14 protein-coding genes are annotated in these 14,560 nt (G+C 34.2%); all 14 read right to left on the reverse strand.

Annotated features, from left to right (window positions below; translation table 11 throughout):
* Positions 1–68: 68 nt before the first annotated feature.
* On the reverse strand, positions 69–1,055 hold the full coding sequence (gene add / locus CD036_RS08650; RefSeq protein ID WP_002509475.1) for an adenosine deaminase: 987 nt from the start codon (positions 1,053–1,055) through the stop codon (positions 69–71).
* Positions 1,056–1,209: 154 nt separating this feature from the next.
* A complete protein-coding gene (locus tag CD036_RS08655) occupies positions 1,210–2,580 on the reverse strand; it encodes an amino acid permease (RefSeq protein WP_021459855.1) in 1,371 nt (456 codons plus the stop codon).
* Between the two features lie 261 nt (positions 2,581–2,841).
* Entirely contained in the window at positions 2,842–4,266 is a 1,425-nt protein-coding gene (locus CD036_RS08660; protein ID WP_103388451.1) for an APC family permease, read from the reverse strand.
* 128 nt (positions 4,267–4,394) lie between these two features.
* Positions 4,395–5,717, reverse strand: a complete 1,323-nt coding sequence (gene merA, locus CD036_RS08665) for a hypothiocyanous acid reductase MerA (protein ID WP_103388452.1) — start codon at positions 5,715–5,717, stop codon at positions 4,395–4,397.
* Position 5,718: 1 nt separating this feature from the next.
* Positions 5,719–6,141: a redox-sensitive transcriptional regulator HypR gene (hypR, locus tag CD036_RS08670; protein ID WP_002509470.1), complete on the reverse strand. Its 423-nt coding sequence runs from the start codon at positions 6,139–6,141 to the stop codon at positions 5,719–5,721.
* 129 nt (positions 6,142–6,270) lie between these two features.
* Positions 6,271–7,227: an ornithine cyclodeaminase family protein gene (locus tag CD036_RS08675; RefSeq protein WP_021459852.1), complete on the reverse strand. Its 957-nt coding sequence runs from the start codon at positions 7,225–7,227 to the stop codon at positions 6,271–6,273.
* 47 nt (positions 7,228–7,274) lie between these two features.
* Positions 7,275–8,051: a 3-hydroxybutyrate dehydrogenase gene (locus CD036_RS08680; RefSeq protein ID WP_103388453.1), complete on the reverse strand. Its 777-nt coding sequence runs from the start codon at positions 8,049–8,051 to the stop codon at positions 7,275–7,277.
* Positions 8,052–8,055: 4 nt separating this feature from the next.
* Positions 8,056–8,709, reverse strand: coding sequence for a 3-oxoacid CoA-transferase subunit B (locus CD036_RS08685; protein WP_002509467.1), 654 nt, complete (start codon positions 8,707–8,709; stop codon positions 8,056–8,058).
* Positions 8,702–9,406, reverse strand: a complete 705-nt coding sequence (locus CD036_RS08690; protein WP_021459849.1) for a CoA transferase subunit A — start codon at positions 9,404–9,406, stop codon at positions 8,702–8,704. Before CD036_RS08690 ends, CD036_RS08685 begins: the two co-directional genes overlap by 8 nt.
* Before the next feature lie 171 nt (positions 9,407–9,577).
* Entirely contained in the window at positions 9,578–10,717 is a 1,140-nt protein-coding gene (gene wecB, locus CD036_RS08695; RefSeq protein ID WP_103388454.1) for a non-hydrolyzing UDP-N-acetylglucosamine 2-epimerase, read from the reverse strand.
* A gap of 38 nt (positions 10,718–10,755) precedes the next feature.
* A complete protein-coding gene (locus tag CD036_RS08700; protein ID WP_103388455.1) occupies positions 10,756–12,027 on the reverse strand; it encodes a nucleotide sugar dehydrogenase in 1,272 nt (423 codons plus the stop codon).
* A 67-nt stretch (positions 12,028–12,094) separates the two neighbouring features.
* Complete coding sequence (locus tag CD036_RS08705) at positions 12,095–12,964, reverse strand: NAD-dependent epimerase/dehydratase family protein (protein WP_103388456.1); 870 nt, start codon at positions 12,962–12,964, stop codon at positions 12,095–12,097.
* Positions 12,964–13,521 (reverse strand): sugar transferase, encoded by a 558-nt coding sequence (locus CD036_RS08710; RefSeq protein WP_103388457.1) that lies wholly within the window; start codon positions 13,519–13,521, stop codon positions 12,964–12,966. The genes CD036_RS08705 and CD036_RS08710 overlap by 1 nt, the downstream gene beginning before the upstream one ends.
* A 1-nt stretch (position 13,522) precedes the next feature.
* On the reverse strand, positions 13,523–14,560 hold a 1,038-nt coding region (locus CD036_RS08715; protein ID WP_258027393.1), incomplete at its 5' end, for a glycosyltransferase family 4 protein.

Genomic DNA, 14,560 nt, shown 5'->3' on the forward strand with positions numbered 1-14,560 from the left:
AAAATAAAAAATTGAAGTCGCCTTAACGTTATTTAATTGAATGACTACTTTATGTGTTCACTTCAAAGTTATTTTACTGGTTCTAGACGTGCTTGTAATACGTCTTTATCTGCGTCAGTTAAAAATGCATAATTTACAGCCTGTTTATTAATCATTTTCATTTGTTCAAGTGTTAATTGTTCATGCTCATACAATATTACATATTCATCATTTAAAGTCGTTTGAGTGACTGTCCGATTATCCGTGTTAATGATGAAAGGCACTTGTTGCTCTATCAATTGTGGTAAGTTTAATTCTTTAAACGACTCAATGGCCTTTGTTTGCATGTTACTTTGCGGACATATTTCTAATAACACATCATGCGTTTTCACCATATTTAATAACTCATCATTGTTATTAATAGCTACACCATGACCAATACGTTGGGCACCTAATTTAATAGATTCTACCACATTATGCATGCAGCCACATTCACCAGCATGTAATGTTAAATTAAGCCCTTGATCCAAGCCGTATTGAATGGCAGGAGCTATATCTTCTGGCGGAAAAGCTGCTTCGGGACCTGCAAAATCAATGCCACAAACGAGATCACTATTTAGTGCAATAACTCGATCAAATAACTCACTATTCGTTGCTATATCATGTTGACGCATCGCACAAATTAGTAAATTGATTTTAATATCCAGTTGTGCCATTGCTTGCTCTGCACCTAATATTACCGCTGCAATCACTTCTTCTACAGCTAAACCTTGCTCCATATGAAATAACGGGGCAAAACGTAATTCAATGTATTTCACATTATCTTGCGTTGCTTGTTCAGCCACATCTATTACCGAACGTCTTAAACTATCTTTCGTTTGTAAAACCTTTTGTACTTCATCAAAACATTTTAAATATGTTTCTAAATTTTCACAGTCTTTATCCGCTTGCAAATGCTGTTCATTGATGTCAATTCCTTGTTCTGCGCCGAGTTGTTTAATTAATTCAACACTAACTGAACCATCTAAATGACAATGCAATTCTACCTTAGCAATATCTTTAATTAATTGTTCCATGTCATACTCCTTAATTAAATGGTCATACTTCTTACTCTCTCTTAAAAATAATATTACTATAAAAATATATAAGAAAGTGAGTTTAAAACTAAGTTTTTACAACTATTTTATCTACTCACCCAACTGTTTTTTATTATTAATCCTTCTACAAGCCTTATCGTATAGAATTATTGCTACGCCACTGTTTCGCAATTACTACGATGCTCACTACACTAATATAAACAATGCCAATAATAACTGAAATTCGTGTCTCTTTATTAAAAATCATACCGACAATTACTGCTAATAACATTAAAATAGTTACGTAATTACTATATGGCGCAAAAGGCATTTTAAATGGATGATCTGGTATCTTTTCTAACAGTCTAAAACGCAAATGACTAATTAAAATGGCAAACCAAGGGACCATACCCGGTAAAACGCCCGCACTAAAAACATAGACAAAGATATTAGTATCTTTCCCTAATATTAATGGTAAGACAATATCTAACACAATGCCCATAAAAATACCTAGAGTCACAGCAATGACTGCGATATCTGGGACATTATTACGATTTAGCCTTAAAAAGATTTTTGATGCTTGTTTTTGTTTAGCGAGTGTATAAACCATACGACTAGTGCTAAAGATGCCTGAATTACAACCAGACATTGCTGCTGTAACGACTACAAAATTAATAATTGTCGCAGCACCTGTTATACCAATTTTGGCAAATGTTGCAACGAACGGCGAACCAATTTGACTTACTTCATCCCAAGGATACACAGTGACAATTATAAATATAGAACCCACATAAAAAATTAGGATTCTCCAAATTACTCCATTTATTGCTCTTTTAATATTTTTTTGTGGGTCTTTAGTTTCTCCCGCAGTAACACCTATCAACTCGATACCTATATATGACCCAAATACAATAGAGAGTGCAAAAAAGAAACCACTTAAACCATTAGCAAAAAAACCACCGTGTGACCATAAATTGGCAAAACCAACTGGATCTCCGTGATTACCAAAACCAAATAAAATAATGCCGAATCCTGCAATAATCATTAAAATAATTGTAACAACTTTGATAGCAGCAAACCAAAATTCAAATTCGCCAAACCATTTTACCGATATTAAATTTGCTGTTAGCAAAATCGCAATAACTACTATACCAGGTATCCACGTAGGTAATTCTGGCCACCAGAATCGCATATACGAGCCGACTGCAATCACTTCACTCATTCCAACTATGATCCAATTAAAAATACTGCTACTCGCAGTTATGTATGAAAATGATGGATGAATGTAATCATTAGCAAATTTCGCAAATGATCCAGTGTCAGGATAAATATACAACATTTCACCCAATGCTCTCATAATCAAAAATACAAATAGACCAGCAATGGCATACGCTAATATAACCGAGGGGCCTGTCCATTTAATAGTACTCGAGGCGCCCATAAACAAGCCAACACCTATCGTACCTCCAAGGGCTATCATTTGAATCTGTCGTGCTGTTAACGCTCTTTGCAAATTGTTATTCATTAAACATACCTCTTTATTCATGATTATTACATTTTAATATATTTTTATATAAATTAAAATTGAGATTAGTATATTTATAAAAAGAAGTGGGACAGAAATCTAATTTTATTAAAAAGATTACGTCATCCCACCCTTTGCAATGATAACTAGCAGTAAACAATGGTTGATTTAGCGCACATTTTCACTGCTAGTCATCTACGAACAATATGAAAAGAGACTGAGACGAATCAATGATGTCTCAGCCTCTTTCACTACAATATATTATTGTATTTTTCGTTTATCTAACACAATGATATAGATAAAGTAGTAAACCATGCCTACGATAAACCAAATCATTGTATAAAGTTTAGCTTGGCCACTAAGACCCCAAAATACAGAAAATACACAGACAAAAATAATTATCGGCATTACTGGATACAAAGGTAATTTAAATGCTGGTTCTGGTAAATCTTTACCTTCTCGAGGCCGTAAAGCATACATACCTATAGTTACAAACATAAAGGCAACCAAAGCTCCAGCAGTTATTAATTGTGCTAAGAAAGCAAAAGGTAACATTGACCCTACTATAACCGCTACCAGTGTAAGAATCCATAATGCATGATTCGGTAGATGTTTATTGTTGAGTTTACCTATCCATGTCGGTAAAACCCCATCTCTACCAAATGAATACAGTAATCTAGAACCTGCTAGCATCATGCCTATTAAGGCTGTGAACATACCGACAACAGATATTGCTTGTACCACAGCAGCAATAACTTCATGATTACTCATTCGAAGTGCCCAACCTACAGGCTCTGCATTATCTTTGTATTCGCTATAGTTAAACATACCGACCAGTACGAGAGATACAGCAATAAATAATGCCACTGCAATCAGTAACGAACCTAAAATACCACGTGGCATTGTTTTTTGAGGCTCTATAGCTTCACCAGAATTGGCCGCGATGGAATCAAAGCCGATATATGCAATAAAAATCATTGAACTACCAGCATAAATACCTTGCCACCCACCAAATGTACTATTCGCAGTAGACGAATGTTCAGGGATAAAAGGCACATAGTTATGTAAATCAATAACTGTTAAACCTACTATTAAAAATAAAAAGATCGCTAGTATTTTCAAAACAACTAAAATATTTTGTACTCGCGCTGTTTCAGATGCGCCCCGAGATAATAATAACGCAGTAATAATAACCACTACTGCAGCTAAAATATCTATTACGCCGCCATTATTGCCTAAAGAATTAGATAATGTTGCAGGTAACTCAATATTCAATGGAGCAATTAGTCCTCGCAAATTTGCCGAAAACCCCGATGCAACGAATGCCACTGCAATAATGTATTCTGCAATTAATGCCCAGCCGACAATCCACCCGAAGAATTCGCCAAATAATAAACTTATCCACGTATAAGCAGAACCCGCAACAGGCATAGCTGATGCCATTTCTGCGTATACAAAAGCTACTAGCGCAGCAACAATAGCTGCTACTAAAAACGATAAACTTACTGACGGACCTGCATAATCCGCCGCAACCACACCAGGCAATGTAAAAATTGCTGTCGACACTATCGTACCGACCCCTAGTGCTAGAAAATCTCTTACTCTTAATGTCCTTTCAAGATGTGCATCTTTATTTAGAAACAGAGCAGGATCTTCCTTATACAATAGTCTTTTCAATATATTCATTTCCTTACAATCTCCTTGTTGTTATCAAAACAATACTACACAGTATAATCGTATTTAATAGTGCTGTCTACAATATATTGTAGACAGCACTTTTTAACGCTCATCACCATGTCTAAACAAAAAACCAATCAGATATTAAATAAATCATTAAATGATTCAATCATTGTAGGGTGCGTATAAATATTGTCACGCAATACATCATACGTAATCTGTTGATCAATCGCTAATTTAATAATATTAATTATTTCTTCAGTTTGTGCACCATATAAAGTAGCTCCTAAAATCTGATTGTTTGATTTATCAATGACTACTTTGAATAAACCACGTTCGTCATGATTTATTTTATGTCGCGGCATTGCATTCACTGCCATTTGACCTTCTGCAAAGTCATAACCTTGTACTTCAGCTTCTGCTGCCGTTAAACCTACACGAGAGAATGGTGGATCAACAAACATTGTATACGGAACTGCACCACGATTATTAGTTGTTCTTTGTCCATTACCTAATAATTGATCTCTCACAATTCTAAAGTCGTCTAACGAGATATAAGTGAATTGCATGCCACCTTTAACATCGCCTAATGCATAAATATGTGGCACTGTTGTTTGTAGTTTATCATTTACCGCTATTTCTTGACGCTCACCTAACTTAATATCAGTATTGTCTAATTCTAAGTCAGTATTAGGTTTACGACCTGTTGCTAATAACACTGCTTCCGCTGCAAAATCTCCTTGTGAAGTGCGCACTAAAGTATGATCATCTTGATCTTCAAAAGCTGTTGTTTCAGCGTTATATACGAATGTTACACCTTTATCCGTTAAATCCTGTTCAACTTGAGCCACGACTTCACGATCTTCATGTGCTAATAACTCAGATTTATGTTCAAGCACTGTAACTTCAGTACCAAAATTCGCAAAGATTGATGCAAACTCTAAAGCAATATAACCCCCACCTACGATTACAAGTCGTTGTGTTTGTTCAGGTAAATTCATAATACCAGTAGAATCATATAAATATTGTGACTCTTTAATACCATCGATAGGTAAAATTACTGGCGTTGCACCTGTATTAATTACAATATTTTCAGCAGTAACAGTCTCTTCTATTGAACCATTGTCATTTAATAAGGCAACTGTATCATTAGATTGGAATTTTGCTTTATTATCAAAAACTGTAATATTCTCTTCATCCGCTAAATTATGGTAGTTTTTATTATTTAACGCATCGATAACTTCTTCTTTACGTTGCATTGCTTGCTTAAATCCACTATGTGCTAAGCCTTCATGCACTAACGTTTTAGAAGGTATACATCCAATATTAATGCACGTACCACCATACATACGAGGTGATTGTTCAATCATTGCAACTTTTTTACCTTGTGTAGCTGCAAATTTTGCTAATGTTTTACCACCTTTACCAAAACCAATTACAATTAAATCATATGTTTTCATACTATTTATCCTCCTTGAGTATGTCTTCTAAAATATCTTTAATAGTAAAGTTTTCATAATACGCTTGAACACGTATCGCCTCTTGTTGAAAATGCTTAGCCATCGTAGTGCTAATTTGACTAGATACTTCACAACTACTGTCATGGTCTCCTGTAAAAATACGTCCTTTATCTCTACCCTCAGTGAACAATAAATAAAGGTCACCTAAATTAGCACTTGCTGTTTTTTTAGTTGCTTGATACCCTCCAGCTTGCCCACGATGAACGTCCAAATAATCATGTTGTTTCAATATCCGTGCAACATTACGTAATTGCACTGCATTAACACACACCTTTTCTGCTAAAGCATCACTGGAAAATCGTTCGTTACTATGTTTAGTTAAAAATGTTAGTACGTGAATTGCGATATTGAATGATAAATTCATCTCTCCACTCCTTAATTGTAACTTTCATAATTACATTTAAACAAATATAATCCTAACAGACAACCCTTTTGCTTATATATAATTAGAAAAAAGAGTTACATCCAATATTGATGCAACTCTCTTTTAGTATTATTTTGAAGCCCTTAACTTTTGATAAAAATAATTAGCAACTACGATATCGACTATAGCTAAGCCCACTGATTTAAAAACAGTTATTTCTTCTGCTGAATCTCTCCCGGTTAACTTACCTGCAACTATATTCCCTAATTCACCGTACAAATCTGTATCATTAAAGACACCTTCATTTACAGGATTTATTAAATCACCGGTTTCCTTTAACGCTGCTTCTGCCGCTTCAACTACTACCTTATCTGCGTTAGCAATTAACTGTGAAGGGAGTTCTTGCATATCTGGTTTGAACGATCCGACTGCATTTACATGTACCCCTGGTTCCACTTGTTTTTCGAACACAGGTGCAGACGCATTCGTTGCTGTAACTATAACTTCTGCATCATCCATGGCAGCATCAACATCATCATACACTGCGATTGCGACTTGTGGATGTCTATCTGCAACACCTTGTGCAAAGTCCACTGCTTTAGCATATGTACGGTTATAAAATTGAATACGTTGGATATCCCTCACTGCTAAAACAGCTTCAATTAATCCTTCAGCTTGTTCACCAGTACCAATTACACACAATGTTTGAGCATCTTCTTTAGCTAAATATTGTGTCGCCACACCAGAAATAGCGCCAGTGCGAATTTTTGTTAGATATGAACCTTCTAATATCGCTAATGTCTCTCCAGTATCATAATCAGATAACACTACGGATCCAACTATTGTACTTTTGCCCTTATCAGGATTATGTGGTGCGAACGTTACATTTTTCAACCCTACTAATTTTAACGCATCTGACAGTGCAGGCATGACTAAATAACGATTGTCTTGGTTAAAAGGTAATGAATAACGTATCGGTGTTTCAGTTTGACCTGCTGAATAAGCTTGTAATGCTTCAGCTACTGCATCTACAACTTCTTTCATATCTAACAATTTTGCTTGCTCATCTGCACTAATAAATTGCATAACAAACCTCCTCTAAGCGATATTTATACTCAAACATTAAGTTCACCTTATTGGGCTGTGTAGCCTCCATCTATTAGCACTGCTTGTCCTGTAACACTTTTAGCTTTATCACTAGCTAAAAACAAAGCATAGTCAGCAATTTCGGACACTTGCAACAAACGCTTTTGCGGTATTAAAGGATACAATACTTCATCTAACACATCTTCTATATTTGTTCCTCTGTTTTTGGCTAACTCTGCCATTTGATTACGTACTAAAGGTGTATCAACGTAACCTGGGCACAAAGCGTTAACTGTAATGCCATCTGTAGCATTTTCCAATGCTGCTACTTTAGTTAAACCAATTATGCCATGCTTGGCACTATTGTAAGCAGCTTTACCCGCAAAACCAATCACGCCATTTATAGATGCCATATTTAATATACGTCCTGATTGTTGCTTTTTCATATATGGCAAAGCATATTTCATCGCCATAAAACTACCAACTAACATAATATCAATCATTTGTCTAAATTTGTCTGTAGCAAAAGATTCAATACTATCTATATGTTGCAATCCTGCATTATTAAACAAAATATCGATTCGCCCATAATGTTCGACAGTCTGTTGAATCATACGTTGAATATCATCTTCGTTGGTTACATCTACTGTGATACCCATGCAATCTACATCTTGTGCTTGTAACGACTGCACTTCGCTCTCTAATTTAGTTGTATTCATATCTGCGAGAATGAGCTCAGCTTCTTCTTTCGCAAATATTTTAGCTATTTCTAAACCAATACCACTGGCTGCACCAGTAATGATTGTTACTTTATCTTTAACCAAGTCATTACAACTCCTTCAAATGATTTTCAAACTCTGCTTCTGTATACTTTTCTACGTCTGCTAAAGATACCCCTTCTTGTAACTCAATGAGTTTCATAACATTATCTTCAAACTGGAAGACAGCTAAATCAGTAATTAATGTATCAACGACGCCTTTACCTGTTAATGGTAAGGTGCAAGCTTTTTTCACTTTAGAATCACCATGTTTATTGACATGATCCATAATAACTACTACTTGTTGTGCACCTACAACTAAATCCATGGCACCACCCATACCTTTGACTAATTTCCCTGGAATCATATAGTTAGCCAAATCGCCATTTTGCGCTATTTCCATACCTCCAAGTATGGCCAAATCAATATGACCGCCACGTATCATGGCAAACGACTCTGCGTTATCAAAGAATGATGCACCTTTAGCTGCAGTTACCGTTTCTTTACCCGCATTAATTAAATCTGGATCTACTTCAGCATCAGTTGGGTAAGGACCGATACCTAACAATCCATTTTCAGATTGGAAATAAACATTTTCCACATGGTCATTTATTTCATTAGCAACTAATGTAGGCATACCAATACCTAAGTTAATGACCATATCACTTTTTATTTCTTGGGCTGCACGACGAATTATTTTCATTCTTTGTGTCATTTTATCCATGATTAACCTCCTTTACTGTACGCTTTTCAATTCTTTTTTCAAACTCCGCTCCAACAAATATGTAATCAATATAAACCCCTGATAAATGCACAGCATCTGGATCAATATCACCGACCTCTACAAGCTCTTCCACTTCCACAACTGTTGTTTTCGCTGCCATAGCACATAGTGGATTAAAGTTACGTGCTGTTTTGTCGAACACTAAGTTCCCAAATGTATCGGCCTTTTGCGCTTTAATAATTCCAACATCACCAGTAATCGCACGTTCCATTAAATATTCTCTTCCATCAAATTCACGGACTTCTTTGCCTTCAGCAATTAATGTGCCTACTCCTGTTGGTGTATAAAATGCTGGAATTCCAGCACCACCCGCACGTAATTTTTCAGCTAAAGTACCTTGAGGTGTTAACTCAACAGCTAATTCCCCATTAATCAATTGCTGTTCAAAACGTTTATTTTCACCAACATAAGAGCTGATCATTTTATCGATTTGTTTCTTTTCTAACAAACGACCTAAACCAAAATCATCTATACCACAGTTATTACTCACAACTGTTAAATGCTTAGTTCCTTTATTTCGAATAGCTTCGATAGCATATTCTGGAATACCACATAAACCAAAACCACCAGCTAAAAGTGTCATACCATCTTGCAAATTCACTAATGCTGCATTAATGTCTGTCACTACTTTAGACATAATATCCCTCATTTCTTCTAACAATTTTAATACCTAGTACTAATACTACTCCGATTATACTTTAAATGGAAATCATTGTCCTAAAATTATGATTACGCTTACAATGATAAACAAAAAAGCATCTCAATTAAAGTTGACTATCATTTCAACTATTGAGATGCTGTTTAAATTTTAATTTCTATAATTAAAAGGTTCAGGTTTTACTTCTCTAATTCCAAAATAATATTCTATGTTTTCACAAATACGTCGCGAAGCTTTGCCATCTCCATATGGATTACTAGCTTTATTCATTCTTTCATATTCATTGTGGTTATCTAACAAATTTTTCGTCTCTGTTAACACTGCTTCATAAGTTGTACCAATAACTTTTAATGTACCAGCACTAACACCTTCTGGTCGTTCAGTGGTATCTCTCAAGACTAATACCGGTTTACCCAATGATGGTGCCTCTTCTTGAACTCCTCCAGAATCTGTAAGAATTAAATGTGCTTCATTTGCAAAATTATGAAAATCTACAACATCAAGCGGTTCAATTAATTCAATTCTTGAATGATCGTATAAATACTGACTCGCAATCTCTCTTACTTTAGGATTTTTGTGCATTGGATATATAACAACGACATCTTTATATTCATCTACAATGTCACGAACTGCTCTAAAGATGTTGTGCATAGATTCCCCAATATTCTCTCTTCTATGTGCAGTTAATAAAATAACTCTTTTATCACTATGACGTTCAAGAATTTTTGACTGATATCCGTCTTTAATTGTTGTCTTCATTGCGTCAATGGCAGTATTTCCCGTTACAACGATACTTGCTACTTGTTTCTTTTCCCTTTGTAAATTATTAGCAGCTTGCTCTGTGGGTGCAAAATTTAAATCAGCCATATGAGCAACCATGACCCTATTCATCTCTTCTGGAAATGGAGAATATTTATTCCAAGTACGTAATCCTGCTTCTACATGACCAATTGGTATTTGATTGTAAAAAGCTGTTAAGCCACCTACAAATGTAGACGTTGTATCTCCGTGAACCAGGACCATATCTGGTTTTTCCTCTTTTATTACTGCATCTAATTTCGTTATAATTCTAGAAGTGAGTTCACCTAATGTTTGGTTTGCCTTCATGATATTTAAGTCATAATCTGCTTTTATATCAAAGATGTTTAACACACTATCGAGCATTTCTCTATGCTGTGCTGTAATTACGACAACTGGTTGTAGCTTTTCATTTGTTTGTAACGCTTTAACTAGAGGCGACATTTTTATAGCTTCCGGGCGGGTGCCAAAAACGGTCATTATTTTCTTCATTTGCTTCCCCCTTGTTCATAACAATTTAAATTCAATCATTAATTAACTAGCTCTATATCTCTTGTTATGTATAGATTACCATAGTTAATATATGATACATCTTTAAAGTTGGATTTAACAATGTTTTTCGTATCAAAGATGATTTTATGTTTCATGTATTTGAAGTCATCATCACTAAATGTTTTAAACTCAGAATGATCCGCAAGAATAAGTACCAGTGAAGCCCCTTCAGTAGCTTTATCAATATCTTTTTCAACAAAATCTAATTTAACATGTGGATCATAAGCCACTACATCTAAGTTCTCATCTTGTAATAATGTATAAATATCAACAGCTGGTGATTCCCTAATATCATCGACGTCACCTTTATAAGTTAATCCAAATACAGCAACTTTGGCGTTATCGATACCAGTTAATAACCGCTTAACATTTTCAACTACAAATTGAGGCATTGAGCGATTAATTTTTCGACCATTTTGAATTAATGGCGAATTTTTTGGGTCTGTCGCGATAATGAAATACGGATCAACAGCCAAACAATGACCTCCTACACCTGGACCAGGTAAATGTATGTTTACACGTGGATGCTTATTAGCCATTTCAATCACATCTAATACATTGATGTCTAAGTTATTGCAAATTTTTGTTAACTCGTTTGCTAAAGCAATATTTAAATCACGATAAGTATTTTCCATTAATTTACTCATTTCAGCAGTACGTGCATTAGTTTCAATCATTTCACCTTTAACAAATGTACTATAAACTCGTTTCCCAGCTTCCACACATTTAGATGTAACACCACCAATAATACGGTTATTATATACTAACTCTTCTAAAATTTTCCCAGGTAATACACGTTCTGGACAGTGAACTAAATAAATATCTTCGCCAACTATAAATCCAGTTTCTTCGATTAATGGTTTAACGAAGTCATCTATGGTACGAGGTGCAATAGTAGACTCTACAATAATCGTATCACCTTTTGTTAAATGTGGAATTACACTGTTTATTGCACTAAGTACTATTGAAATATCACAAGATTCGTACGTATCATCGTTATTTGGTGTTGGTACAGTAATGATAAATGCATCCGCTTCTTCAGGCTTGGTAGATACTTTGAACTTCCCTGTTTCAAGTACTTCTTCAAATGCTTCTTGTAACCCTGGCTCCTCTATGTTTGCTTTCCCTTGTTGTAAACAATCGATTGTTTTTTCATTTATGTCTACACCTAATACATCCACACCATGTTTGGCGAACATAATAGATGTTGGTAGTCCGATATAACCTAAACCCACAACTGTTATTTTCAAAATAATACCCTCCATATACAAATAATAATTTTTATATGTGATTTTCATTAAAATGACTTTTAAAATACTAATATTTATTCATGATATCTTTGATAATTGTTTCAAATTTCTGATTATCAATAGCAACTTTGCTTTCATGTGCATACAAAGATTTGGCATACACCAAGTTACCGTAGATTTTAGAAATAACTCGAAATTTATTTAAAATAGGATACATTGCTTTTGGAATAGGCAATAAAAATGTATTTTTATGTTCATTCTTCCGTATTTCTGTTACAACCTTTGTCGTATTGAATTCAAATTTATCTTTTGGATGATAGATACCTGTCATTTCATGTTTAATTATTTCATTTACAAATTGTTCCAAATGTTTAATATACAAAGCGCTCCTAGCATTACTTAAATTTGGAATTATAGGTAATCGCTTTGCAACTTTTATTAATTTAGTGAAATTACCTGGTGAACCTACTCCATATATCATTGGAGGTCTAATTATTGCAACTTTAAAATTATCATCTGCTATCTCTCGTATTTTAGCTTCAGCTTTAGCCTTTGATATACCATAATTTGTCACTGGTTTTAAATTAGTTGGATTTGTTAGCTCAACCATTTCACCAATTTTGCCATCCTCTCCAAACACAGCCATCGTACTCATAAATACAAAATGTTTAACTCCGCATTTTTTGGCTTCCATTGCTAAATTAAATGTTAAATGCATATTAACTCGAAAATACTCTGCAAGTTGAGCGTTAGGATCATTGTTATGTACTAAAGCTGCTGTATGGATAATGGCATCATATTGCTTAAAATCCAGTTCTTTCCACAATGTATTTTTTACATTTAATCTGCTAACTTTATTACCTAATTGTTCTAAACTATCTGCTAAATGACTGCCAACATATCCGCTACTTCCAGTTATTAAAATGTGTTTAGCCATTAGTGAGACACACCTTCTGAAGAGATTGTGTTAATCACAGTTTTATAAATGATGTACATATCAAGTAGTAATGATTGATTTTCCAAATAGTATTTATCATACATAACTTTTTGGTCATCTGTGTTATTATCTCTGCCCATCACTTGAGCTAATCCAGTAACACCTGGTCGTATTGTATGCACATTAACCTTAGTCCTCTTTTCGATAAGTTCATATTGGTTATAAAGTGCTGGTCTCGGGCCCACTATTGACATTTCTCCTTTTAGCACATTTACTAATTGCGGTAACTCATCAATTGATGTTTTTCTAATGAATTTACCTGTCTTAGTTATAAAATCTTCTGGCCCCATTAAATCTGTTGCTACGTTAGGCGTCCCCATTTTCATGGATCTAAATTTATAAATATTAAAAAGCTCATTATTTATCGTTGGTCTTTTTTGTTTGAAAATAGCAGGACCCGGTGACTCTAATTTTATTAGTACTGCTACAATAAGTAGTAACGGCCCGGCTACAATTAATCCATATATTGAGCAAAATAAATCGAAAGCTCTTTTCACATCAATTGCCTCCATTCAGCAAAATATAATATTTAGTTGTGTTATGTTGTCTCGTATATTCATCTTTAAATAATTGATATGCATTACCCCCCAATACTTGTAAGTCATTCCTTGAGTGCGAAGTTATAAAATTTAGAATGTCTTGTGCTGCACCATTATCAATTTGAATACCTGCATTGTATGTTTCAACGTGTTTAACGATATCTGAATGTTTATCCATAATTAAAATTAAGGGTTTCTTATTGGCTAAGTAACCATAGTTTTTACTCGGCACACCTAAGCCCACACCTTCAGGAATTAACGAAGCAAAACAAGCATCAGTAATTTTTAATACATCCGTATAATCAGTCCCAGTTAGAAATTCATACATCTTCACATTTTTAATTTCGTTTGATTTAATACTTTTTTTCACTTCTGCATATTTTTTACCATGCCCACATAGAATCGTTAACGTGTTCTCGTTATTCTTATTTAACTTTAAGAATTCAACAATTGTCTCCATATCTTGTAGTTGTCCCATATTGCCACTATATAGCAAGATCTTGTCATATTGATTTCTAAGTTTCTTAAATTCATTACTCTTAACTACGTCATATTCAGATTCTATGTACCAGTTAGGTATCACGTGAATATTTCCCGGGTTATCTGAAATTTTATTTTGTAATAAATAAGTTTTCATTTCTGTGCCTAGAACTATGATGTTTTCAGCATTTTTATATACATGTTTATTGATATAGTTCATTAATCTATCAATTAGACTTCCAGATTTGATAGTTCCTGTTTTCAAAGCGTTGTCGGGCGCAATATCATACACTACAAATGAGTATTGCTTGTTAAACATTCGATATAACACATCTGGAATTAAAGGTAATATTGGTGGGTTTGAATATACTAATATATGATCATAAGTCAGCATTTTTGGCATTTTACAAACAAACATTGCAAATAATGAAAAGAAATTAAAAATACGACCAAATTTATTTTTGTTATTAAATTTAGAGTATTTTAATCTTTTAATAGAAATTCCCTTGTAATTTTC

The organism is Staphylococcus arlettae (assembly GCF_002902345.1).
GTDB lineage: Bacteria > Bacillota > Bacilli > Staphylococcales > Staphylococcaceae > Staphylococcus > Staphylococcus arlettae.